This window comes from Marinospirillum minutulum DSM 6287, assembly GCF_000422325.1.
Classification (GTDB): Bacteria; Pseudomonadota; Gammaproteobacteria; order Pseudomonadales; family Halomonadaceae; genus Marinospirillum; species Marinospirillum minutulum.
The window spans coordinates 86655-111028 of the sequence record NZ_AULO01000014.1 but is presented as its reverse complement, the minus strand read 5'-3'; the positions used below and the strand labels follow the sequence as shown (position 1 = coordinate 111028).

Below are 24374 nucleotides of genomic sequence, written 5' to 3'. Positions count from 1 at the left end.
CACAGCAACGAAAAAAACCGGATACGACGGTTAATGCACAGAATCAAGGCTGCTTAAACTAAGCAATCAATAGACACCCAGACAAAACACTTTTAAAACACTTGATCTTAAAAAGATCAAAACGAATGTTTGCCCCTTTTTGGATAAAAGCCCAGTAACAACGCAAATAAGCGTTAAAGAAAAGCTTTTAACCGCCAGTTAAGCCTGACGACCATAGCAAGTGGGAACCACCTGATACCTTGCCGAACTCAGAAGTGAAACCGCTCAGCGCCGATGATAGTGTGGGGTCTCCCCATGTGAAAGTAGGTCATCGTCAGGCACTTATTACTAAACCCTCAGCCAATAGGCTGGGGGTTTTTTTATGAAAAAAATTTATCTGGTTACTCAAGCGTGTTTAAGTGTTAATAAGGTTACTTATTTAGGCCTAGACGGTAAAATGTCAGCTACTAAGGAGTAACTAATGAACTTATATCCACTTATTAAATTACTAAGTAATGGCCAATTTCAGACAGGTACACAACTAGGTGATGCGCTAGGGGTTAGTAGAACTGCTGTATGGAAACAAGTTCAACAACTACCCAGCTTGGGTCTTGACGTCATTACCAAAAAAAATGATGGGTATAAGCTATCAGAACCACTAAGCTTGTTGGACATAGATTTAATAGTTACAAAATTAAAGCAAGCTCACTCTCCTCTTGTCGTAAGCTTTTTTCCTAGCTTAGACTCAACCAATCTTGAGCTTTCAAGACGTATAACAAAAGAGCCTGAACTTCTTGATAAACAGTTGGTGTTGGTTGAAAAGCAAACAGCAGGCCGAGGTCGGCGGGGCAGAGAATGGTATAGTCCTTATGCATCCTCTTTAAGTATTTCGTTTGGGTTTAAGGTTGAGGGTGGTGCGAATGTTCTTCAGGCTCTAAGTTTAGCTGTGGCAGTAGTAACTAAACGTGTGCTAGCTAAACAGGGTATAAAAGATATTTTATTAAAGTGGCCTAATGACTTATATCTAAACAATGCAAAGCTTGGTGGTATTTTAATTGAATTAAAGGGTGATCTTGCAGGTCCATGTAATGTAATTATTGGTCTTGGAATTAATGTTTTTCGCACTAAGAATCTACCCAATTTAGACCAACCAATCGTATTTTTAAATGACGTTAAGGAAAATATTTGTAGATCAGTTCTAGCAGTTGAAATTGCATTAGCAATAGATGAACTAGTAACAAATTATCCAATAACAGGCTTCAAGCCTTTTCAAGATGAGTGGAATGAAGCCCATATTTGGAAAAATCAAAATGCCCACATTATCACAAGCAATGAATCAGTAGCGGTAACTCTTGGTGGAGTTAATGAAATTGGTGAACTGCAAGTTACTTATAGTGATGGTAGTGCAGGTTTAATAAATGCGGGTGAAGTTAGTGTGAGGGCAGTTAAATGATATTAGACCTAGATATAGGTAATACGCTAACTAAGTGGCGCCTTAAAAATAGTAATAGTAATGAAATTATTGACCGTGGTTCTATTTGGACACGTGATCGCTGGGAAAACTCTGAATCTATTCCTGATTTTCGCGATATAAAAGTTATGCGTGTTTCTAACGTGGGTGGTAAAGAAGTTTTGGCTGAAGTTGAACGTATTGCACGCCGCTTTCGTGTGCCGCTTCATGTTGCTAGGTCTACTATTAAATTTGCTGGCGTTAGGAATGCCTATAAAGAGCCAGAAAAACTGGGTATAGATCGATGGTTAGGCTTACTAGCTGCTTTTCATGGTTTTGGTGCCTGTTTTGTAGTTGATTGTGGGAGTGCTATCACTATAGACGTAGTTAAAGCAGATGGTGGCCATTTAGGCGGGTATATAGCGCCAGGGATTAGGCTAATGAAAGAAAGCCTTAAGTTAGGTACAAAAAATGTAGCTATAGACCCAGATGATAGCCATAAAGGTTTAATGAACTTCGGTACATCAACACAAGAAGCGGTTAGTCATGGTATTTACCTTTCAGCCTTGGGGCATATTACCCTAGCTTACAAGCAAGCATTCAATATATCTAAACTACAACTCCCCATAATTCTAACCGGTGGTGATGCACAGTTAGTTGCTGGCGGGCTAGAGTTTGAAAGTTTTTGTTGGCCAGATATGGTTTATGCAGGTTTGGAATTAATGTTTCCTGTAACAGATGCAGAAAAACTTGGTAATCTTTCTGGTAAGCCTATAAATAAAAATGAAATAGGGCTTGCTGATCTTGTAGGGAGCTGTTAAAGTTGCCGCCGTTGTCGAGAGAGATATAAATAATGTTTGACAACGGTGATAACTAGTCTATAATTTGTCGCCTAGTTGGAGGGGTACCCTAGTGGTCAAAGGGAGCAGACTGTAAATCTGCCGCGCGAGCTTCGAAGGTTCGAATCCTTCCCCCTCCACCAAATTCTATAGGCTGCGGGCATGGTATAGTGGCTATTACCTCAGCCTTCCAAGCTGAAGAGGCGGGTTCGATTCCCGCTGCCCGCTCCAAGAAAAGGCTCACGTAGCTCAGGGGTAGAGCGCATCCTTGGTAAGGATGAGGTCGGCGGTTCAATTCCGCCCGTGAGCTCCATAGAGTAATCTATGGAGTAGAGCTTTAGCTCTAAATGCCAGATACAGGCCAGTAGCTCAATTGGCAGAGCGACGGTCTCCAAAACCGTAGGTTGGGGGTTCGATTCCCTCCTGGCCTGCCAATCATCCCCAGATTGGTAATTTATCTTTTTCCCAAACGAGCTGATGCAAGGAGTTACCTTCTCTAATGAAAGCAAAAGCCGAAGCTCAGCCAGCCAGTCTGGATGCTCTTAAGTGGTTTGCAGTCCTTCTGTTATTGGCTTTAGCTATAGCAGGTAATATGTATTACGCTGATGCACCTATGTTATACAGGGTGATCGGCGTTGTTGTGCTTTGTGGTTTTGCGGGTTTCGTTTTTATGCGTACCTCTAAGGGTAAGCAGTTAGCTAATCTTGCGCGTGAGGCTAGAACAGAAATTCGCAAGGTTGTTTGGCCGACTCGCCCAGAAACAACGCAAACTACACTTATAGTTCTAGCAGCCGTAACGCTGGTAGCATTTTTGCTATGGCTTGTTGACTCACTTTTAAGTTGGGTCATCAAAAGTCTGATTTATTAGGGGTAGAAAATGTCCATGCGCTGGTATGTTGTACACGCCTACTCCGGTTTTGAGAAGCAAGTTATGCGCTCACTGCTGGAGCGTATTGCCATCAATAAGATGGAAGATTTTTTTGGTCAAATACTTGTTCCTACTGAAGAAGTAGTTGAGATGCGCGACGGTAAGAAGCGCAAAAGCGAACGTAAATTTTATCCAGGCTATGTGTTAGTCGAGATGGAAATGAACGATGATAGCTGGCACCTAGTAAAAGAAACACCTAAAGTGCTTGGCTTTATTGGTGGTACAGCTGAAAAGCCAGCACCTATCACATCGCGCGAAGCTGACTCTATCTTACAACGAGTACAAGACGGAAGTGACAAGCCAAGACCGCGTACCATGTTCCAGCCTGGTGAAATGGTTAGGGTGCTAGATGGTCCTTTCGCAGATTTCAGCGGTACAGTTGAAGAAGTAAATTACGAGAAAAGTCGCTTGCAAGTTTCTGTAAGCATTTTTGGTCGTCCAACACCGGTTGAATTAGAATTTGGTCAAGTAGAGAAAGAGTAATACTTGATAATCAATGGCTGCATAATAGCAGTTTGTTAAAACGGGAAGCCGTAAGGCGCTATACCCATTGGAGTAATCATGGCTAAAAAAGTACAGTCGTACATTAAGCTGCAAGTTGCAGCTGGTAAAGCAAATCCAAGTCCACCTGTTGGTCCTGCATTGGGTCAGCATGGTGTGAACATCATGGAATTCTGTAAAGCATTTAACGCAGCAACTCAGGATATTGAGCCTGGTTTGCCTACGCCGGTTGTAATTACTGTATACAGCGACCGTAGCTTTACTTTTATTACTAAAACACCGCCCGCTGCTGTTTTATTAAAGAAAACTTTAGGCTTGCAGAAAGCTTCTGCAGAACCTAATAAAAACAAGGTTGGTAAGATTTCTCGTGAACAACTAGAAGAAATTGCTAAAACCAAAGAACCTGACTTAACTGCTGCAGATTTAGACGCTGCAGTTAGAACCATTGCTGGCAGTGCACGCAGCATGGGTATTGACGTGGAGGGCGTGTAAATGGCCAAGTTAACTAAGCGTCAAAAAACAATTGCAGAAAAAGTAGATCCATTAAAAAGCTACAGTGTTGAAGAAGCTGTAACTTTGTTAGCTGGTTTGCCTGCTGTTAAGTTTAAAGAAACAATTGAATTAGCAGTTAATCTAGGTGTGGATCCACGTAAATCTGACCAGGTTGTGCGTGGTGCTACAGTACTGCCAAATGGTACTGGTAATAGCGTTCGTGTAGCTGTGTTTGCACAAGGTGCTGCTGCCGATGCTGCTAAAGAAGCAGGTGCTGATTTGGTGGGTATGGATGACTTGGCTGAACAAGTAAAAGCAGGTGAGCTAAATTTTGATGTGGTTATTGCTGCACCAGACGCTATGCGTGTTGTTGGTATGCTAGGTCAAATTCTAGGTCCACGTGGTCTAATGCCTAACCCAAAAGTTGGTACTGTTACTCCTGATGTTGCGACTGCTGTTAAAAATGCAAAAGCTGGTCAGGTGCGTTTCCGTACAGACAAAAACGGTATTATTCACGCTGGCGTTGGCAAGATTGATTTTTCTGCCGATGCAATTCGTGGCAATATTGATGCGCTAATTTCAGATCTTAAAAAGCTTAAGCCAGCCTCTGCTAAAGGTGTATATGTTAAAAAAGTTACACTTTCTAGCACTATGGGTCCTGGTTTAACAATTGATGTAGCTACCTTAGATTTAAAGTAGTTGCATAACTAACTTTGCGGATGCTGCTAGTGTTTTTGTACTGGCAGTAACCTTCAAAGACCGTAGGTGCTATAAATTAATAGCTTAATTTCCTACGCAGATGGATGACCGCCTACTTTGTAGGTCCAACCATCATACCGACTTCGGATCCCCGAAGGGTTGGAAACCGTGGAGAACGAAAACTCGTATCTCTATATTAGGAGCAAGATAAAGTGGCACTTAATCTAAAAGACAAACAGGCCATAGTTGGCCAGGTCAACGATGCTGCCAAAGCTGCTCAATCTGTAGTTCTTGCTGATTCACGTGGTGTAACTGTTGGCGCAATGAGTGCTTTGCGTAAACAGGCTCGTGAAGCAGGCGTAGATATGCGCGTTGTACGTAATACGCTAGCACGTCGCGCTTTTGCAGAAACTAGCTTTGAATGCTTAACCGAAGAATTTACTGGTCCTACTCTTATTGCTTTCTCTATGGAACATCCTGGCGCAGCTGCCCGTTTGTTTAAAGAGTTTGCTAAGAGTGAAAAAGCTTTTGAAGTTAAAGCGATGGCTTACGAAGGTGAGTTTATCTCTGCTACAGATATCGACCGTCTGGCAACCTTGCCAACTTATGACGAAGCGATAGCAAAACTTATGGCAACTATGAAAGAAGCAGCGGGTGGCAAGCTAGTACGCACTCTTGCAGCTTTACGTGACCAGAAAGAATCAGAAGCTGCTTAAGCTAAACGCTGCATTTTCTGAATCTTAAATAAACATTATTATCTAGGTAGATATAACATGGCACTTACTCAAGAAGATATCCTGAACGCAATTGCGGACATGTCTGTAATGCAAGTTGCAGAGCTAGTTACTGCAATGGAAGAAAAATTTGGTGTTTCTGCAGCTGCAGCTGTAGTAGCAGGACCTGCTGGCGGCGGTGAAGCTGCTGCTGAACAAACTGAATTCGATCTAGTACTAACCAGTGCTGGCGAGAAGAAAGTTGGTGCTATCAAAGCAGTACGTGAAATCACTGGTCTTGGCTTAAAAGAAGCTAAAGCAATGGTTGATGGTGCGCCTGCAACTGTTAAAGAAGGCATGTCTAAAGACGATGCTGAAGCAGCAAAAGCAAAACTTGAAGAAGCCGGTGCATCGGTGGAACTTAAGTAATTTGCATAGCAGCTTAAGGCTGCAGCAGAATGGCTGGTGGTGCAAATGCACTGCCGGCCTTTTTCTGTTAAAAGCAGCTTAATTGAGTTAACTGCATATCACCATAACACCGGGTCGATAGCAGCGGGGCGCACCTCCCCTTGAAGGTGTAGTGACCACTGCGGTCTGGTTTTTGGTGAACAAGCTGGGGAAAATTGATGGCTTACTCGTACACTGAGAAGAAACGTATCCGTAAGGATTTCAGCAAATTGCCAACGGTAATGGACGTACCCTACCTACTAGCAATACAGCTCGACTCCTATCGCCAATTCCTCCAAGAGGATCTTGCCGGTGATGCGCGCACCGAAACTGGTTTACATGCGGCTTTTCAATCCGTATTTCCAATCGAAAGTTATTCAGGCAATGCTGCACTCGAATATGTAAGCTATCGTCTTGGAACCCCAGTATTTGATGTTAAAGAGTGTGTTCTGCGAGGCATTACCTTCGCTGCACCCTTGCGCGTAAAGGTGCGTCTTGTTATTTATGACAAAGACTCGCCAAACAAAGCAATTAAAGACATTAAAGAACAAGAAGTATACATGGGTGAAATGCCACTCATGACCAAGAATGGTACCTTTGTTATTAATGGTACTGAGCGCGTTATTGTTTCTCAGTTACACCGCTCTCCTGGTGTGTTTTTTGACCATGACCGTGGTAAAACCCACTCCTCAGGAAAACTACTTTATTCTGCTCGCGTTATTCCTTACCGTGGTTCTTGGTTAGACTTCGAATTTGATCCTAAAGATTTAGTTTATGTACGTATCGACCGTCGTCGTAAATTGCCGGCAAGTATTCTACTGCGTGCACTCAACTTTAGTTCTGAACAAATTCTAGAAATGTTCTTTGATACCAGTAGCTACCATTTCAAAAAAGATGGTATCTATGTTGATCTTGTTCCCTCACGTTTGCGTGGCGAAACCTCATCTTTTGAAATTAAAGATACGGATGGTAAGGTTTTAGTAGAACAAGACCGTCGCATTACTCAGCGACACATTCGTTTGCTTGAAAAAGCAGGCATTAAGCAACTAGCTGTACCCCTTGAATACCTCCACGGCAAAGTGCTTGCCAAAGATATTATTGATCCATCAAGTGGTGAGTTGTTAGTTGAGTGTAATACAGAAATAACAGAAGAAGTTTTAACCCAGCTTGCAGAAGCTAAAATCAAAAGCTTCGAAACACTGTACACCAACGATTTGGACTGTGGTCCTTTCATGTCCGATACCCTGCGTGTAGATCCTACTCGCACTCAACTAGAAGCCTTAGTTGAAATTTATCGCATGATGCGTCCTGGTGAGCCACCAACTAAAGACTCAGCAGAAGGCTTGTTCAACAATTTATTCTTCTCACCCGAGCGCTATGATCTTTCAAGCGTTGGTCGTATGAAGTTTAACCGTCGTTTGCACCGTGATATTGATACAGGTGAACCTGTACTTTCACACGAAGACATTGTTGATGTGCTGCGTGAATTACTGAACATTCGTAACGGAAAGGGTGAAGTAGACGATATAGATCACCTAGGTAACCGTCGTATACGTTCAGTTGGTGAAATGGCTGAAAACCAGTTCCGTGTTGGTTTAGTGCGTGTTGAGCGTGCGGTTAAAGAGCGTTTATCTTTAGCTGAAAGTGAAGGCCTAATGCCGCAAGACTTAATCAACGCCAAGCCCGTTGCGGCAGCAGTTAAAGAGTTCTTTGGTTCAAGCCAGCTTTCTCAGTTTATGGACCAGAATAACCCGCTTTCAGAAGTAACCCATAAGCGTCGTGTTTCTGCTTTAGGCCCAGGCGGCTTAACCCGTGAGCGTGCAGGTTTTGAAGTGCGTGACGTACACCCGACTCACTACGGTCGTGTTTGTCCTATCGAAACACCTGAAGGTCCAAACATTGGTCTGATTAACTCTTTGGCTACCTATGCACGTACCAACTCTTACGGTTTCCTTGAAACGCCTTACCGTAAAGTTGTTGACGGCAAGGTGACTGATGATATTGCTTACTACTCGGCAATTGAAGAGGGTCAGTTTGTTATTGCTCAGGCATCGGCTACCTTAAATGAAGAGGGCGAGCTGATTGATGACCTAGTTCAGGTTCGTCATAACGGTGATACCACCTTTGTTACGCCTGATCAGGTAACCTTGATGGATGTTTCACCAAGGCAGGTTGTATCCGTTGCAGCTTCCTTGATTCCTTTCCTAGAGCATGATGATGCTAACCGTGCCTTGATGGGTTCGAACATGCAGCGTCAAGCTGTACCTACGCTAAAAGCTGATAAGCCTTTAGTAGGTACAGGTATGGAGCGTTCAGTTGCACGTGACTCGGGTGTTTGTGCAGTTGCACTTCGTGGTGGTGTGGTTGACTCGGTTGACGCTTCTCGTATTGTTGTTCGTATCAACGAAGACGAACTAATCGGTGGTGAAGCTGGGGTCGATATTTATAACCTAACCAAATACACCCGCTCTAACCAAAACACTTGTATTAACCAGCGTCCTATTGTTAAGCCTGGCGATAAAATCACCCAAGGTGATATTTTAGCTGATGGCCCATCCGTAGATATGGGTGAGCTAGCACTAGGGCAAAATATGCGTATTGCATTTATGCCTTGGAATGGTTTCAACTTTGAAGACTCCATCCTAGTCTCTGAGCGGGTGGTAGAAGAAGAACGCTTTACTACCATTCATATTCAAGAACTAACCTGCGTATCTCGTGATACTAAGCTGGGTTCAGAAGAGATAACTGCGGATATTCCTAACGTAGGTGAGTCTGCACTTTCTAAGCTAGATGAATCGGGTGTTGTCTACATAGGCGCTGAAGTTGGTGCGGGTGATATTCTGGTTGGTAAAGTGACACCTAAAGGTGAAACACAGCTAACGCCTGAAGAAAAATTACTGCGTGCCATCTTTGGTGAGAAAGCCTCAGATGTAAAAGACACTTCTTTGCGTGTTGCAACAGGCATGAAAGGCACAGTGATTGATGTGCAAGTCTTTACACGTGATGGTGTAGATAAAGATAAACGTGCTTTATCCATTGAAGAGACGCAATTAAACGAAGTACGTAAAGATTTAAAAGAAGAATACCGTATAGCTGAAGAAGCAACCTTCGCACGTTTACGTAACGCTCTACTAGGACAAGGCGTGAACGGCGGCCCTCAGTTGTCTAAAGGCGCTAAAATTACTGATGACTACTTAGATGATTTAGCAAATGCTGATTGGTTTAAGTTACGTATGCAGGATGAAGCCCTCAACGAACTCCTTGCCCAAGCACAGGTTCAGCTTGATGAACGCAAGAAAATCATGGAAGAAAAGTTCGAAGACAAAAAACGTAAACTGCAACAAGGTGATGATTTAGCACCAGGTGTACAGAAAATTGTTAAGGTTTACGTTGCTGTTAAACGCCGCATTCAGCCGGGTGATAAGATGGCTGGTCGTCACGGTAACAAGGGTGTTGTTTCTGCCATTATGCCGGTTGAAGACATGCCTTATAACGAACAAGGCACACCGGTTGATATCGTTTTAAACCCGCTAGGTGTTCCTTCACGTATGAACGTAGGGCAAATCTTAGAAACCCACCTAGGTCTTGCAGCCAAAGGTTTAGGTGAGCGGATAACTGAGCTATTAGAAAACGAACGTAGCGAACAGATTAAAGAAATCCGCAGTTTCTTAGAAAAAGTTTATAACCTATCTGATGGTTTGCGTTTAGAAGATCTAGCTAGCCTAACAGATGAAGAAGTTATTGAACTGGCACATAACTTGAAGAAAGGTGTGCCTATGGCTACACCGGTATTCGATGGTGCTAAAGAGCATGAAATTAAAGCCATGCTTGAGCTGGCAGGGTTACCTCGTAGCGGTCAGATGGACCTTTACGATGGTCGTACAGGCGAGAAGTTTGATCGACCTGTAACTGTTGGCTATATGTACATGCTTAAGCTTAACCACTTAGTTGATGACAAGATGCACGCGCGTTCTACCGGCTCTTATAGCCTAGTAACGCAGCAGCCTTTAGGTGGTAAAGCGCAGTTCGGTGGTCAGCGCTTTGGTGAGATGGAAGTTTGGGCACTAGAAGCTTATGGTGCCGCTTACACCCTACAAGAAATGCTCACTGTTAAATCAGATGACGTTAATGGTCGTACCAAAATGTATAAAAACATAGTGGACGGTAACCATAAGATGGAACCAGGAATGCCTGAGTCCTTCAACGTCCTGATTAAAGAAATACGTTCCTTAGCGATAGATATCGATCTGGAATATTAAGAGTACAGCCGAGTAGCTACCTACTCGGCAACTTTCCAGCCTTTGCTGGATTGAAAAGATTGCATGACGGGCCTGTCGCCCGTCGCCACTCCAACGGGAGCTGCGGCTGATGAAAGATCTGGTTAATGTGTTACGCAATCAGGGTCAACCTGACGAATTTGAATCATTAAAAATTTCTCTGGCTTCTCCAGACCTGATTCGCTCTTGGTCTTTTGGTGAAGTTAAAAAGCCAGAAACCATCAACTATCGTACGTTCAAACCTGAGCGTGATGGTTTATTCTGTGCAAAAATCTTTGGCCCCACCAAAGACTACGAATGCTTATGCGGTAAATATAAGCGCATGAAGCACCGCGGTATTATCTGCGAAAAGTGTGGTGTTGAAGTTACTCAAGCGAAAGTGCGTCGTGAGCGCATGGCGCATATCGAACTCGCTTCTCCTGTTGCGCACATTTGGTTTTTAAAGTCTTTGCCATCACGTATTGGCCTAATGCTTGACATGACCCTGCGTGATATTGAGCGAGTACTTTATTTTGAAAGTTTTGTTGTTATTGACCCAGGCATGACCACGTTAGAAAAAGGTCAGCTACTAAATGACGAACAATACTTTGATGCCCTAGAAGAGTTTGGTGATGACTTTGATGCCCGCATGGGTGCTGAAGCGGTACAGGAGCTTCTAAAAGATATTGATCTGCACGATGAAATTGAACAGATTCGTGAAGAAATTCCACAAACTTCATCTGAAACCAAGATGAAAAAAATCACTAAGCGTCTAAAAATTCTAGAAGCTTTCCGTGATTCAAATAACCAGCCAGGCTGGATGGTGTTAGAAGTGCTTCCTGTACTTCCACCCGATTTGCGCCCATTAGTTCCCTTGGATGGTGGTCGTTTTGCAACTTCAGACTTAAACGACCTTTACCGTCGTGTAATTAACCGTAACAACCGTTTAAAGCGCCTTCTAGAGCTAAATGCACCTGATATTATTGTACGCAACGAAAAGCGTATGCTTCAGGAAGCAGTTGATGCTCTGTTAGATAACGGTCGTCGTGGACGAGCTATTACTGGCAGCAACAAACGCCCATTAAAATCACTTGCCGATATGATTAAAGGTAAGCAGGGTCGTTTCCGTCAGAACTTGCTAGGTAAGCGTGTTGACTACTCAGGTCGTTCGGTCATCGTGGTTGGACCTACCTTGCGTTTGCACCAGTGTGGTCTACCTAAAAAAATGGCACTAGAGCTATTCAAGCCATTTATTTTTGCCAAGCTAGAAGCACGTGGCCTTGCAACAACCATTAAAGCGGCTAAGAAAATGGTTGAGCGTGAGCTGCCTGAGGTTTGGGATATTCTTGCCGAAGTAATTCGCCAGCACCCAGTTATGCTTAACCGTGCACCTACACTTCACCGTCTTGGTATTCAGGCATTTGAGCCTGTGTTGATTGAAGGTAAGGCCATTCAGTTACACCCCTTAGTTTGTGCGGCTTATAACGCTGACTTTGATGGTGACCAAATGGCTGTGCACGTACCGCTAACGTTAGAAGCTCAGTTAGAAGCACGTGCCTTAATGCTTTCAACTAACAACGTATTATCACCCTCTAATGGTGAGCCAATTATTGTTCCTTCACAGGACGTTGTTCTGGGTCTTTATTACATGACTCGTGAAAAGATTGGTGCCAAGGGTGAAGGAATGGTGTTCAGCAGCATTGAAGAAGCTGAGCGTGCTTACGCGACCGAAAGTGCTGCACTTCATGCCCGTGTTAAGGTTCGTGTAACTGAAACTGATAAAGAAATAGAAGGTGATGCAGTTACTCGCACCAGTCTAGTAGAAACCACCGTTGGTCGTGCTTTGTTATCACGCATTATGCCATCAGGCTTGCCTTTTGAGCTTGCTAACAAGGCATTAAACAAAAAAGCGATTTCTCGTTTAATTAACGAAGCTTATCGTCGTGTTGGCTTGAAAGATACGGTGATTTTTGCCGACCAGCTGATGTATACAGGTTTCCAATACGCTACCTGGTCTGGTTGTTCTATTGGTGTTAACGATTTTGTTATCCCTGAAGAAAAATCGGCCATTATTGCTGACTCAGAAGCTGAAGTTAAACAAATTGAACAGCAGTTTGCTTCGGGTCTTGTTACACAAGGTGAGAAATACAACAAGGTAATAGATATCTGGTCTAAGGCTAACGACAAGGTTGCCAAGGCGATGATGGTGGGTATTTCAAAAGAAACCGTTGTAGACAAAGATGGCAATGAGTCTGAGCAAGATTCATTTAATAGCGTATTTATCATGGCTGACTCAGGTGCGCGTGGTTCTGCTGCTCAGATACGTCAGTTGGCTGGTATGCGTGGCCTTATGGCTAAGCCTGATGGTTCTATTATAGAAACGCCCATTGTTGCAAACTTCCGTGAAGGTCTTAACGTACTTCAGTACTTTATTTCGACTCACGGTGCACGTAAAGGTTTGGCAGATACGGCACTAAAAACAGCTAACTCAGGTTACTTAACCCGCCGTTTAGTAGACGTAGCACAAGACTTGGTAGTGACTGAGCTAGATTGTGGTACTGAAGAAGGCTTAGTAATGCACCCGGTTATTGAAGGTGGTGACATTATTGTTCCTCTTTCACAGCGTGTACTAGGTCGTGTGGTAGCACGTGACGTTTTAAATGCTGTAACAGGTGATGTGGTTATAGACAAAGGCACACTACTCGATGAAAAGTGGTGTGAGCGCTTAGATTCACTAGGCGTAGATGAAATTGTTGTGCGCTCGGCTATTACCTGTGACACACGTTTTGGTGTGTGCTCTATGTGTTATGGACGCGATCTTGCCCGTGGTCACCAGGTTAACGTGGGTGAAGCAGTGGGTGTTATTGCTGCTCAGTCCATCGGTGAGCCAGGTACACAGCTTACCATGCGTACCTTCCACATTGGTGGTGCGGCATCTCGTGCATCAGCAGTTGACAGCGTACAGGTTAAGCATGGTGGTAAAGTTCGCTTCCACAACATGAAGTTTGTAACGCGTGAAGATGGCAAACTTATTGCGGTGTCTCGTTCAGGTGCACTTGCTATTGCCGATGTTAAAGGTCGTGAGCGTGAGTACTATAAGTTACCCTACGGTGCTGAAGTTAGCGTAACCAATGACGAAGCAGTTGAAGCTGGACAGTTGGTTGCTAAGTGGGATGCGCATACCCATCCTATCGTTGCTGAAGTAGCGGGTCGTGTGCAGTTTATTGATATGGAAGATGGCATTACTATTAACCGTAATATCGATGAGCTAACCGGTCTTTCTTCAATAGAAATTATTGAAACACAGCATCGTCCTGCGGCTGGTAAAGATAAGCGCCCAATGATGTTGCTGCTTGATGCGCAGGGCAAAGAAGTAACGCTACCTGGTAGTCAAACAGCGGTTCAGTACATACTGCCAGGTAAAGCCGTTGTTACTATTGATGACGGTGTAGAGGTAGGCGTTGGTCAGGTAATTGCACGTATTCCACAAGAAAGCAGTGGTAACCGTGACATTACGGGTGGTCTACCAAGAGTTGCGGACCTATTTGAAGCGCGTCGCCCTAAAGAGCCATCCATTATGGCTGAAATTAGCGGTACCATTTCAATGGGTAAAGAAACCAAAGGCAAGCAGCGTATTGTTATAACGCCAGCTAATGGTGACGATCCTTATGAAGCGTTAATACCCAAGTGGCGTAAAATCAACGTATTCGAAGGTGAAAACGTTGAGCGAGGCGAGATAGTTTCTGATGGTCCTTCTAGCCCACACGATATTTTGCGTCTGCTAGGTGTTAGTGAGTTAGCTAAATACATCACCACTGAAGTACAAGATGTTTATCGTCTACAGGGTGTTGTAATTAACGATAAGCACATTGAAGTCATTGTTCGCCAAATGCTACGTAAAGTAGAAATTCAGGAAGTGGGTGATTCTAGCTTCTTGGTTGGTGAGCAGGTTGAATACTTTAAAGTGCTAGAAGAAAACGAAGCGCTCATGAAGGCTAAGAAGTTCCCAGCTAAATTTGAGCGCCTACTGCTTGGTATTACAAAGGCTTCTTTGGCAACTGAATCCTTTATTTCAGCGGCCTCCTTCCAAGAGACAACGCGTGTACTAACTGAAGCAGCCGTAAATGGTAAGCGTGACTTTTTACGTGGTTTGAAAGAAAACGTGGTGGTGGGTCGATTAATACCTGCAGGTACTGGTCTGACTTATCATGCACAACGCAAGCGTCACCGTGAAGATCAGCAAATGAACCTTGGTGGCCCAAGCGCAAGTGAAGTGGAAGCAGCTTTGACTAGTGAACTTTCTGCGCTAGATCAAGACGAAGACTAAGCAATAAAACAAGAGGAATAGGGTTGAATAATCCTACTCCTCTTGACCTTTTATGCTTTATAAACGTAGAATGCGCTTCCTCAAATGAGGGGATAGGTGCGTCTATCCATTTTGTATTATCAGAAATCTGCCTTGTTGACGTACATAAGTACCGAAACAGACATTGGAGATTGCTTGCATGGCAACAATTAATCAGTTGGTTCGCAAGCCACGCAAACGCCGAGTAGCTAAAAGCGATGTTCCTGCGCTTCAAGCTTGCCCGCAAAGACGTGGCGTATGTACTCGTGTTTACACGACTACACCTAAAAAACCTAACTCGGCACTACGTAAGGTATGCCGTGTGCGCTTAACTAATGGTTTTGAAGTTTCTTCATACATTGGTGGTGAAGGTCACAACCTTCAAGAGCACTCGGTTGTGCTAATTCGTGGTGGTCGTGTAAAAGACTTACCTGGTGTGCGTTATCACACCGTACGCGGCGCATTGGATACCTCTGGTGTTCAGGGTCGTAAGCAGGGTCGTTCTAAATATGGCGCCAAGCGTCCTAAGTAATTTTATTTAATACCGTCTGATAAGAGTAAGGCCAGGCCGTTCACGCTTAATGCATGTCCTGGGGTTACCTGAAGACCGTTTAGAGGGCTTATCATGCCAAGAAGAAGAGTTGCGGCAAAACGTGATGTGTTGCCGGATCCGAAATACGGAAGTGATCGTTTAGCCAAATTCATCAACCATGTGATGGAAAGCGGCAAAAAAGCTACTGCCGAGCGCATTGTTTACGGTGCTCTGAGCAAAGTGGAAGAACGCACCAAAAAAGACCCGCTAGAGCTATTCGAAAAAGCTTTAGAAGGCATTCAGCCTTTGGTTGAAGTTAAATCACGTCGTGTTGGTGGTGCTACCTACCAAGTGCCAGTTGAAGTTCGTCCTTCACGTCGTACGGCCCTTGCAATGCGTTGGTTAGTTGATTTTGCCCGTAAGCGTGGTGAAAAATCTATGGATCTACGCCTAGCTGGCGAGATTATGGATGCTGCCGAAGGTAAAGGTGCTGCAGTCAAGAAGCGTGAAGATGTTCACCGCATGGCTGAAGCTAACAAGGCATTCTCACACTACCGCTTCTAAGGGAGGCCTCAAGTGGCACGTAAAACTCCGATTAAATACTACCGTAACATAGGTGTATGTGCGCACGTTGATGCTGGTAAAACTACCACAACAGAGCGTGTGCTTTACTACACTGGTGTTAACCATAAGATGGGTGAAACCCATGATGGTGCATCGACAACTGACTGGATGGAACAGGAGCAAGAGCGTGGTATTACTATCACTTCTGCTGCTGTAACTGCCTTCTGGAAAGGTATGAATCAGCAGTTTGATGAGCATCGCATTAACATCATTGATACACCAGGACACGTTGACTTCACTATTGAAGTTGAGCGCTCGCTTCGTGTACTGGATGGTGCTGTTGTTGTTTTCTGTGGTTCATCTGGTGTTGAACCTCAGTCTGAAACTGTATGGCGTCAGGCTAACAAGTACGAAGTTCCACGTATCGTTTTTGTTAACAAGATGGACCGTTCAGGTGCAAATTTTGAGCGTGTTTTAGGTCAAATTAAAACGCGTCTAGCAGCTAACCCTATTGCCATTCAGCTTCCTATAGGTTCTGAAGAAGACTTCAAGGGTGTTGTTGATCTAGTTAAAATGCAAGCTATCTACTGGAACGAAGCAGACATGGGTTTAACTCATGAATATGCAGATATTCCTGCTGAGCTAGTTGAAGAAGCAGAAGCACTTCGTGAAGAAATGGTTGAAGCAGCAGCAGAAGCCAACGAAGAGCTAATGAATAAATACCTTGAAGAAGGTGAGTTGACTGTAGAAGAAATTAAAGCTGGTCTACGTCAGCGTGTTATCAATAACGAAATTGTACTAGCACTTTGTGGTACTGCATTTAAGAACAAAGGTGTTCCTGCTGTTCTTGATGCTGTTGTTGATTACCTGCCCGCACCTAACGAAGTTCGTCCTATCGAGGGTGAGCTTGAAAATGGTGAAATGGAAGTGCGTTTAGTTGATGATACTGCGCCTTTCTCCGCACTAGCATTTAAAATTGCAACTGACCCCTTTGTAGGAACACTGACTTACATCCGTGTTTACTCGGGTGTGTTAGAAAGTGGTTCGGGTGTATTCAATTCGGTAAAAGAAAAGCGTGAGCGTGTTGGACGTATAGTTCAAATGCAAGCAAACGACCGCGTTGAAATAAAAGAAGTTCGTGCAGGTGACATTGCTGCCTGTATCGGTCTTAAAGATGTTACTACCGGTGATACCCTTTGTGATTCTGATAACAAAATTGTGTTAGAGCGCATGGAGTTCCCTGATCCAGTAATTTCTGTTGCAGTAGAGCCTAAATCTAAAGTTGATCAGGAAAAAATGGGTGTTGCGCTAGGTAAGCTAGCTCAAGAAGATCCATCTTTCCGTGTTAAGACAGATGAAGAATCTGGACAAACAATCATCTCTGGTATGGGTGAGTTGCACTTAGATATTATCGTTGACCGTATGCGTCGTGAATTCAAAGTGGAAGCTAACATTGGTAAGCCACAGGTTGCCTATCGCGAAACTATTCGTAAGAGTGTTGAGCAAGAAGGTAAGTTTGTGCGTCAATCCGGTGGTCGTGGTCAGTACGGTCACGTATGGCTTAAAATTGAACCGCTCACCGACAAGGGTGAAGACGGTGAAAAAAGCTATGAGTTCGTTAACGAAATCGTTGGTGGTGTTGTGCCACGTGAATACGTGCCTGCAGTAGACAAAGGTTGCTTTGAGCAGCTGCAGAATGGTGTTCTTGCTGGCTACCCAATGATCGACGTTAAGGTAACCTTGTTTGATGGTTCCTACCACGACGTCGACTCTAACGAAATGGCCTTCAAAATTGCCGGCTCTTTGGCAATTAAAGAAGGTGCTAAGAAAGCAGGTGCAATGCTGCTTGAGCCTATGATGAAGGTTGAAGTGGTTACACCTGAAGAGTACATGGGCGACGTCATGGGCGACTTGAACCGCCGTCGTGGTCTCGTACAGGGCATGGAAGACATACCAGCAGGTAAGGTCATTCGTGCGGAAGTTCCACTGGGTGAAATGTTTGGCTACGCAACAGACTTGCGTTCCGCAACCCAGGGCCGTGCTAGCTACTCCATGGAGTTTGCTAAGTACTCAGAGGCGCCGGCTAGCATTGTTGAAGCCGTCATAAACCAGAAGTAAATTTATAATCTGCCGTTAACTGAAGAGGTTATCGTTGTGGCTAAAGAAAAATTTGAACGTAGTAAACCGCACCTAAACGTAGGCACCATTGGTCACGTTGACCATGGTAAAACAACCCTAACAGCTGCACTTACTCGCGTATGTGCTGAAGTTTATGGTGGCGGCGGTGCAACCCGTGGTTACGACCAAATCGACAACGCTCCTGAAGAAAAAGAGCGTGGTATCACCATTTCAACTTCTCACGTTGAATATGAGTCACCTACGCGTCACTACGCGCACGTAGACTGCCCAGGACACGCTGACTATGTTAAAAACATGATCACCGGTGCTGCGCAGATGGATGGTGCTATTCTAGTTTGTTCAGCTGCTGATGGTCCTATGCCTCAGACGCGTGAGCACATTCTACTTTCTCGTCAGGTTGGTGTTCCTTACATCGTTGTGTTCATGAACAAAGCGGACATGGTTGATGATGAAGAGCTACTAGAATTAGTAGAAATGGAGATCCGTGATCTTCTATCTACCTATGAGTTCCCTGGCGACGATACCCCTATCGTTATTGGTTCTGCACTGATGGCGCTAGAAGGTAAAGATGACAACGAAATGGGTACTACTGCTGTAACTAAGCTAGTTGAAGCACTAGATAGCTACATCCCTGAGCCTGAGCGCGCGATCGATAAGCCATTCCTAATGCCTATCGAAGACGTTTTCTCTATCTCTGGTCGTGGTACTGTTGTAACTGGTCGTGTAGAGCGCGGTATTGTACGTACTGGTGAAGAAATTGAAATCGTTGGTATCGTAGATACAGTTAAGACCACTTGTACTGGTGTTGAGATGTTCCGTAAGCTGCTAGATGAAGGTCGCGCAGGTGAGAACATTGGTGCACTACTACGTGGTACTAAGCGTGACGATGTACAGCGTGGTCAAGTGCTAGCTAAGCCTGGTTCTATCAACCCTCACACTGTATTCGAAGCAGAAGTTTACGTTCTGTCTAAAGATGAAGGTGGTCGTCATACACCTTTCTTCAAAGGCTACCGTCCTCAGTTCTACTTCCGTACAACTGACGTAACTGGTTCTTGTGAATTGCCAGAAGGCGTAGAAATGGTTATGCCTGGTGACAACGTTAAGCTAGTTGTTACTTTGATTGCACCTATCGCAATGGACGAAGGTTTACGCTTCGCTATTCGTGAAGGTGGTCGTACTGTTGGTGCTGGTGTTGTAGCTAAAATTATTGCTTAATTTAGTTATTCGCTAGTCCAATAATAAGAGGGCTTCCTTAAGGAGGCCCTCTTTGTTGCTAATCTTTTTTAATAAAAGTTTGACACACAAGAAATCACGGCACTATAATGCTGCTCCTTTTTTAGGTGCAGGTGTTAAGTGTCTGTACCCATGTAGCCCGTATCGGAGCATTGGATAATGCAAGACCAGAAAATCCGCATTCGGTTGAAATCGTTTGATCATCGCCTGATTGATCAGTCTGCGCTTGAAATTGTTGAAACAGCAAAGCGCACTGGTGCACAGGTGAAGGGTCCGATTCCATTACCGACTCGCAATGAAAAATTTACAGTGCTAGTATCACCGCACGTAAACAAGGATGCTCGTGACCAGTATGAAGTTCGTACTCATAAGCGTGTGCTCGATATCGTTGAGCCAACTGAAAAAACAGTTGATGCGTTAATGAAGCTTGAGCTGGCCGCAGGCGTTGATGTGCAAATTAGCCTTGGTTAATTTGTTTAAGTAGTAAAGTGGTTAGCGTCGCGAGACGCAGTACAATTTAGATAGTGGAATGCCCTGGAAAAGGCAGCCATAGCGGGTGATAGCCCCGTACACTGATAGGAGACATACAATGACTCTTGCTTTAATCGGAAAGAAAAGCGGTATGACCCGTATTTTCACCGAAGACGGTGCATCAATCCCTGTCACCGTTATTGAAGTCACTCCTAACCGTGTTACTCAGATACGTTCACCAGAGGTGGATGGTTATTCTGCAGTACAGGTTACTGCTGGTTCGCGTAAAGCGAAGCACCTAACCAAGGCGCAAGCTGGGCATTTTGCCAAAGCTAACGTTGAGGCTGGACGCATCGTTCGTGAATATCGTCTTGCTGATGGTGAAGAAGCTCCTGCTGTAGGATCTGATTTAACCGTTAGTCTATTTGAGGCTGGTCAGTTAATTGACGTGATCGGTACATCTAAAGGTAAAGGTTTTCAAGGCGGCGTTAAGCGTTGGAACTTTGCTATGCAAGATGCAACTCATGGTAACTCTCTCTCTCACCGTGCACCTGGTTCCATAGGTCAAAACCAAACTCCTGGCCGTGTATTTAAAGGCAAGAAGATGGCTGGTCACATGGGTGCAGAGCGTGTAACTGTGCAATCCCTAGAAATCGTTCGGGTCGATACAGATCGTAACCTACTATTAGTTAAAGGCGCTGTGCCTGGATCTACTGGTGGTGATGTTCTTGTACGCCAAGCGGTCAAGGCTCGCAGCTAAGAGGATAAAGACACATGAACCTGAATCTAGCCGGAGCTCAGGGTACTGTTGAAGTATCCGATGCGACCTTTGGTAAAGAATTTAACGAAGCCCTTGTTCACCAGGTAGTTGTTGCTTACATGTCTGGTGCGCGTCAAGGTACTCGTGCTCAAAAAACACGCGCAGAAGTTGCTGGCGGTGGTAAAAAGCCATGGCGTCAGAAGGGTACTGGTCGTGCCCGTGCTGGTACTGCAACTTCTCCGATTTGGCGTAAAGGTGGTGTAACCTTTGCTGCTCGTCCTCAAGACCACTCGCAGAAAGTAAACAAAAAAATGTATCGCTCGGCGATGCGTTCTATTCTTTCTGAATTGGCTCGTCAGGATCGTTTAATCGCTGTTGAAGAGTTTACAGTTGAAGCGCCTAAGACAAAGCTACTTGCTGCAAAGCTTGAAGAAATGAAGCTAAGCAAAGTGCTAATTGTTACTTCTGAACTTAATACCAACTTGTATTTGGCTGCTCGCAACCTGCCACACGTTGAAGTTATTGAAGCTAGTGCCGTAGATCCTGTAAGCCTGATCGCCTACGAAAACGTGCTGATGACTGTTTCAGCTCTACGTCAATTCGAGGAGAAATTGGGATGAACCAGGAGCGCATATTTAAAGTGCTACTCGGTCCACACATGACCGAAAAAGCTACTTTACTAGCTGATGAAAAAAATCAGTATGTATTCAAAGTAGCCTCAGATGCGACTAAGCTTGAAATTAAAAAAGCTGTCGAGCAACTGTTTGATGTTAAGGTAAATGCAGTTAGTGTTATTAATACTAAAAGCAAAACCCGACGCACTCTTCACGGTCTCGGTCGTCGCAAAGGTTTCCGCAAGGCTATGGTTAGCCTAGTGGAAGGACAAGCGATCGATTTCGCTGACGCGGAATAAGGCAAGGGGTTAATCATGGCAATTGTTAAAGCTAAACCAACTTCCGCCGGTCGCCGCCACCTAGTTAAGGTGGTGAATAAAGACCTGCATAAAGGTGCGCCCTATGCACCTCTGCTAGAAGCACAAAGCAGATCGGGTGGGCGTAACAATAACGGTCGTATCACTACTCGCCATATTGGTGGTGGTCACCGTCAGCATTACCGCATTATAGATTTTAAAAGAAATAAAGACGGTGTAGTAGGTATTGTAGAGCGTTTGGAGTATGATCCAAACCGTTCCGCAAACATCGCTTTGATTAAGTACATGGATGGTGAGCGCCGCTACATTATTGCCCCTAAAGGCGTAGCAGCTGGTGATCGCATTCAGTCAGGTGTTGATGCACCTATCAAAGCAGGCAATACCTTGCCGCTACGTAATATGCCGTTGGGTTCTACCCTACACTGTATAGAGCTAAAGCCAGGTAAGGGTGCACAACTTGCCCGTTCTGCTGGTGCTTCTGTGCAGCTTGTTGCCCGTGAAGGCGCTTATGCCACACTCAGACTACGTTCTGGTGAGACGCGTAAAGTTCTTGTTGATTGCCGCGGCACCCTAGGTGAAGTGGGTAACAGCGAGCACAGCTTGCGTGTTCTAGGTAAAGCTGGTGCTAGCCGCTGGCGTGGTGTTCGTCCTACCGTTCGCGGTATGGCGATGAACCCCGTCGATCACCCGCATGGTGGTGGTGAAGGCCGCAACAAAGGTAAGAATCCGACTACGCCTTGGGGTGTACCAACCAAGGGTTACAAAACTCGCAAAAACAAGCGTACAGACAATCTAATTGTTCGTCGTCGTAAAGCGAAATAACGTTTAAGGGGATCCGCTGTGCCTCGTTCACTGAAGAAAGGTCCATTTATTGACCTTCATCTGTTGAAAAAAGTGGAAGTTGCGGTCGAAGGTAAAGACAAGAAGCCAATTAAAACTTGGTCTCGTCGTTCAATGATCATTCCAGATATGATCGGCCTTACAATCGCTGTCCACAATGGACGCCAGCATGTACCGGTATTCATCACTGAAGAGATGGTCGGTCACAAGCTGGGTGAATTTGCTGCAACCCGTACATATCGCGGTCATGTAGCTGACAAGAAAGCCAAGCGCTAATCAGGAGGTTATGATGGAAGTCGCCGCTAAAATGCGTGGTGCACGTCTGTCCGCACAGAAAGCCCGCTTGGTTGCTGATCAGGTACGTGGCAAGAAAGTTGCTGATGCACTTAATCTACTAGCCTTCAGCCCCAAAAAGGGTGCGGTACTAGTTAAGAAGGTTTTAGAATCTGCAATTGCGAATGCTGAGCATAACGAAGGTGCTGATATAGACGAACTGCGTGTTTCCACTATTATGGTGGATGAAGGTACAACCATGAAGCGTATTAAACCACGCGCTAAAGGTCGTGCCGATCGCATTCTCAAGCGCACTTGCCATATCACTGTCAAGGTTGCAGACCGGTAAGGAGTTAACCCTATGGGTCAGAAAGTAAATCCAACCGGCATACGCTTGGGAATCGTTAAAGAGCATACTTCTACTTGGTATGCTGAAGGTTCCGCTTATGCCGATAAATTGAATAACGACTTAAAAGTACGTAGCTTCTTAGAAGAGCGTCTTAAGCAAGCTGCAGTAAGCCGTATTCAAATTGAGCGTCCAGCAAACAACGCCCGCATTACTATTCACACTGCCCGTCCAGGCATTGTAATTGGTAAGAAAGGTGAAGATGTTGAGCGCCTACGCAAAGACGTTTCCGACATGATGGGTGTGCCTGTGCACATCAATATCGAAGAAGTCCGTAAGCCCGAGCTAGATGCTGCGCTAGTTGCTCAAAGCGTTGCTGGTCAGCTTGAACGCCGTGTTATGTTCCGTCGTGCTATGAAGCGTTCGGTTCAAAATGCGATGCGTCTCGGTGGTAAAGGCATCAAGATTCAGGTTGGCGGTCGTCTAGGTGGTGCTGAGATTGCCCGCTCTGAATGGTATCGCGAAGGTCGTGTTCCACTACACACCCTACGTGCTGATATCGACTACGCCACTGCTGAAGCTCACACCACCTATGGCATCATCGGTGTCAAAGTGTGGATCTTCAAAGGTGAGATCCTGGGCGGGATCGAAGAGGTTCGTGCCAATGCTGCTAAGCAAGCTCAGCAGCCACAGCATGCTCCTAAGAAAAAAGGTTCCAAGTAAGGGGATAGTCGATGTTACAGCCTAAGCGTACAAAATTCCGCAAGATGCATAAGGGTCGTAACCGCGGCCTGGCTCTTCGCGGAAACAAGGTCAGCTTTGGTGAATTCGGTCTGAAAGCTACTGACCGTGGCCGTCTAACCGCACGTCAAATTGAAGCAGCGCGTCGTACTATGACACGTCATATCAAACGTGGTGGTAAGATTTGGATCCGAGTTTTTCCAGACAAGCCGATCACTGGTAAGCCGTTGGAAGTTCGTATGGGTAAAGGTAAGGGTAACGTAGAGTACTGGGTAGCCCTAATCCAACCTGGCAAGGTTCTGTATGAAGTTGAAGGTGTAAGCGAAGAGTTAGCGCGTCAAGCCTTTGCACTTGCAGCAGCTAAACTTCCTATCCCGACAACTTTTGTTAAACGGACGGTGATGTAATGAATGCTCAAGAATTACGCGGCAAGACTGCAGATGAGCTTAACGAACAGTTGCACAACTTGTTACGTGAGCAATTTCAGCTACGCATGCGCAAAGTGACCGGCCAACTTGGCCAATCGCATTTGCTCAAGCAATTGCGCCGTGATATTGCACGTATTAAAACCGTGCTGAACGATAAGGCGGGTAACTAAAATGGCCGAAGTCGAAAAGAAAGCTAAAACTGTCACCGGTAAGGTGGTTAGCGACAAAATGGAGAAATCCATTATCGTTATGATCGAGCGCAGCGTTGCTCATCCTCTGTACGGTAAATATGTTCGCCGCTCCACTAAGCTACATGCACATGACGAGAAAAACACCGCTCGCATGGGTGACACCGTAACCATCCAGGAAACGCGTCCGATTTCTAAGACCAAATCCTGGAAACTGGTTGAGATTGTTGAACAGGTTAAAGGTATCTGAGGAAACTCAGATACTCTAAAACTGTTCAA

At 44.9% G+C, this 24374-nt stretch carries 25 protein-coding genes, 4 tRNA genes and 1 rRNA gene; all 30 read left to right on the top strand.

Annotation, left to right across the window (positions count from 1 at the left end):
* Window positions 1-203 precede the first annotated feature (203 nt).
* The 30 genes from rrf (at window position 204) to rpsQ (ending at window position 24345) form a co-directional block, all read left to right on the top strand.
* A 5S ribosomal RNA gene (gene rrf / locus H571_RS0109150) occupies window positions 204-319 on the top strand.
* Window positions 320-460: 141 nt separating this feature from the next.
* Window positions 461-1432, top strand: a complete 972-nt coding sequence (locus H571_RS0109145; RefSeq protein ID WP_027849037.1) for a biotin--[acetyl-CoA-carboxylase] ligase — start codon at window positions 461-463, stop codon at window positions 1430-1432.
* Window positions 1429-2250 carry a type III pantothenate kinase gene (locus tag H571_RS14795; RefSeq protein WP_051168259.1) on the top strand — a complete coding sequence of 274 codons (822 nt, stop codon included), beginning with the start codon at window positions 1429-1431 and terminating at the stop codon, window positions 2248-2250. The genes H571_RS0109145 and H571_RS14795 overlap by 4 nt, the downstream gene beginning before the upstream one ends.
* Before the next feature lie 77 nt (window positions 2251-2327).
* A tRNA-Tyr gene (locus H571_RS0109135) sits at window positions 2328-2411 on the top strand.
* A 13-nt stretch (window positions 2412-2424) separates the two neighbouring features.
* Window positions 2425-2499, top strand: a tRNA-Gly gene (locus H571_RS0109130).
* A gap of 7 nt (window positions 2500-2506) precedes the next feature.
* Window positions 2507-2581: transfer RNA gene (locus H571_RS0109125), tRNA-Thr, on the top strand.
* Between the two features lie 45 nt (window positions 2582-2626).
* Window positions 2627-2702: transfer RNA gene (locus H571_RS0109120), tRNA-Trp, on the top strand.
* 65 nt (window positions 2703-2767) lie between these two features.
* The gene (gene secE, locus H571_RS0109115) at window positions 2768-3136 is read left to right on the top strand and encodes a preprotein translocase subunit SecE (protein ID WP_027849036.1); all 369 of its coding nucleotides are present in this window, start codon (window positions 2768-2770) and stop codon (window positions 3134-3136) included.
* Window positions 3137-3145: 9 nt separating this feature from the next.
* On the top strand, window positions 3146-3679 hold the full coding sequence (gene nusG / locus H571_RS0109110) for a transcription termination/antitermination protein NusG (protein WP_027849035.1): 534 nt from the start codon (window positions 3146-3148) through the stop codon (window positions 3677-3679).
* 78 nt (window positions 3680-3757) lie between these two features.
* Complete coding sequence (gene rplK, locus H571_RS0109105) at window positions 3758-4189, top strand: 50S ribosomal protein L11 (protein WP_027849034.1); 432 nt, start codon at window positions 3758-3760, stop codon at window positions 4187-4189.
* On the top strand, window positions 4190-4888 hold the full coding sequence (gene rplA / locus H571_RS0109100) for a 50S ribosomal protein L1 (protein WP_027849033.1): 699 nt from the start codon (window positions 4190-4192) through the stop codon (window positions 4886-4888). It abuts the gene before it with no gap.
* Between the two features lie 212 nt (window positions 4889-5100).
* On the top strand, window positions 5101-5604 hold the full coding sequence (rplJ, locus tag H571_RS0109095; RefSeq protein WP_027849032.1) for a 50S ribosomal protein L10: 504 nt from the start codon (window positions 5101-5103) through the stop codon (window positions 5602-5604).
* A gap of 57 nt (window positions 5605-5661) precedes the next feature.
* Entirely contained in the window at window positions 5662-6030 is a 369-nt protein-coding gene (rplL, locus tag H571_RS0109090; RefSeq protein ID WP_027849031.1) for a 50S ribosomal protein L7/L12, read from the top strand.
* A gap of 197 nt (window positions 6031-6227) precedes the next feature.
* Window positions 6228-10307 (top strand): DNA-directed RNA polymerase subunit beta, encoded by a 4080-nt coding sequence (gene rpoB / locus H571_RS0109085; RefSeq protein ID WP_027849030.1) that lies wholly within the window; start codon window positions 6228-6230, stop codon window positions 10305-10307.
* Window positions 10308-10416: 109 nt separating this feature from the next.
* Window positions 10417-14631 (top strand): DNA-directed RNA polymerase subunit beta', encoded by a 4215-nt coding sequence (rpoC, locus tag H571_RS0109080; RefSeq protein ID WP_027849029.1) that lies wholly within the window; start codon window positions 10417-10419, stop codon window positions 14629-14631.
* A 178-nt stretch (window positions 14632-14809) separates the two neighbouring features.
* On the top strand, window positions 14810-15181 hold the full coding sequence (rpsL, locus tag H571_RS0109075) for a 30S ribosomal protein S12 (RefSeq protein WP_027849028.1): 372 nt from the start codon (window positions 14810-14812) through the stop codon (window positions 15179-15181).
* A gap of 93 nt (window positions 15182-15274) precedes the next feature.
* Window positions 15275-15745 carry a 30S ribosomal protein S7 gene (rpsG, locus tag H571_RS0109070; RefSeq protein ID WP_027849027.1) on the top strand — a complete coding sequence of 157 codons (471 nt, stop codon included), beginning with the start codon at window positions 15275-15277 and terminating at the stop codon, window positions 15743-15745.
* A 12-nt stretch (window positions 15746-15757) separates the two neighbouring features.
* Entirely contained in the window at window positions 15758-17863 is a 2106-nt protein-coding gene (gene fusA, locus H571_RS0109065) for an elongation factor G (protein WP_027849026.1), read from the top strand.
* A 36-nt stretch (window positions 17864-17899) separates the two neighbouring features.
* Complete coding sequence (gene tuf / locus H571_RS0109060; protein WP_027849025.1) at window positions 17900-19099, top strand: elongation factor Tu; 1200 nt, start codon at window positions 17900-17902, stop codon at window positions 19097-19099.
* A 177-nt stretch (window positions 19100-19276) separates the two neighbouring features.
* On the top strand, window positions 19277-19588 hold the full coding sequence (gene rpsJ / locus H571_RS0109055; RefSeq protein ID WP_027849024.1) for a 30S ribosomal protein S10: 312 nt from the start codon (window positions 19277-19279) through the stop codon (window positions 19586-19588).
* 118 nt (window positions 19589-19706) lie between these two features.
* Entirely contained in the window at window positions 19707-20348 is a 642-nt protein-coding gene (rplC, locus tag H571_RS0109050) for a 50S ribosomal protein L3 (RefSeq protein ID WP_027849023.1), read from the top strand.
* 14 nt (window positions 20349-20362) lie between these two features.
* Window positions 20363-20968 carry a 50S ribosomal protein L4 gene (gene rplD, locus H571_RS0109045; RefSeq protein ID WP_027849022.1) on the top strand — a complete coding sequence of 202 codons (606 nt, stop codon included), beginning with the start codon at window positions 20363-20365 and terminating at the stop codon, window positions 20966-20968.
* Window positions 20965-21261, top strand: coding sequence for a 50S ribosomal protein L23 (rplW, locus tag H571_RS0109040; RefSeq protein ID WP_027849021.1), 297 nt, complete (start codon window positions 20965-20967; stop codon window positions 21259-21261). Before rplD ends, rplW begins: the two co-directional genes overlap by 4 nt.
* 15 nt (window positions 21262-21276) lie before the next feature.
* Window positions 21277-22101: a 50S ribosomal protein L2 gene (gene rplB / locus H571_RS0109035; protein ID WP_027849020.1), complete on the top strand. Its 825-nt coding sequence runs from the start codon at window positions 21277-21279 to the stop codon at window positions 22099-22101.
* A gap of 18 nt (window positions 22102-22119) precedes the next feature.
* Window positions 22120-22395, top strand: coding sequence for a 30S ribosomal protein S19 (rpsS, locus tag H571_RS0109030; RefSeq protein WP_027849019.1), 276 nt, complete (start codon window positions 22120-22122; stop codon window positions 22393-22395).
* A 10-nt stretch (window positions 22396-22405) separates the two neighbouring features.
* Entirely contained in the window at window positions 22406-22741 is a 336-nt protein-coding gene (gene rplV, locus H571_RS0109025) for a 50S ribosomal protein L22 (RefSeq protein ID WP_425411352.1), read from the top strand.
* Between the two features lie 12 nt (window positions 22742-22753).
* Window positions 22754-23461: a 30S ribosomal protein S3 gene (gene rpsC / locus H571_RS0109020; RefSeq protein WP_027849017.1), complete on the top strand. Its 708-nt coding sequence runs from the start codon at window positions 22754-22756 to the stop codon at window positions 23459-23461.
* A gap of 11 nt (window positions 23462-23472) precedes the next feature.
* A complete protein-coding gene (gene rplP / locus H571_RS0109015; protein ID WP_027849016.1) occupies window positions 23473-23886 on the top strand; it encodes a 50S ribosomal protein L16 in 414 nt (137 codons plus the stop codon).
* Window positions 23886-24077: a 50S ribosomal protein L29 gene (gene rpmC / locus H571_RS0109010; protein WP_027849015.1), complete on the top strand. Its 192-nt coding sequence runs from the start codon at window positions 23886-23888 to the stop codon at window positions 24075-24077. The genes rplP and rpmC overlap by 1 nt, the downstream gene beginning before the upstream one ends.
* Window position 24078: 1 nt before the next feature.
* Window positions 24079-24345 carry a 30S ribosomal protein S17 gene (gene rpsQ, locus H571_RS0109005; protein WP_027849014.1) on the top strand — a complete coding sequence of 89 codons (267 nt, stop codon included), beginning with the start codon at window positions 24079-24081 and terminating at the stop codon, window positions 24343-24345.
* The last annotated feature ends 29 nt before the right edge of the window (window positions 24346-24374 follow it).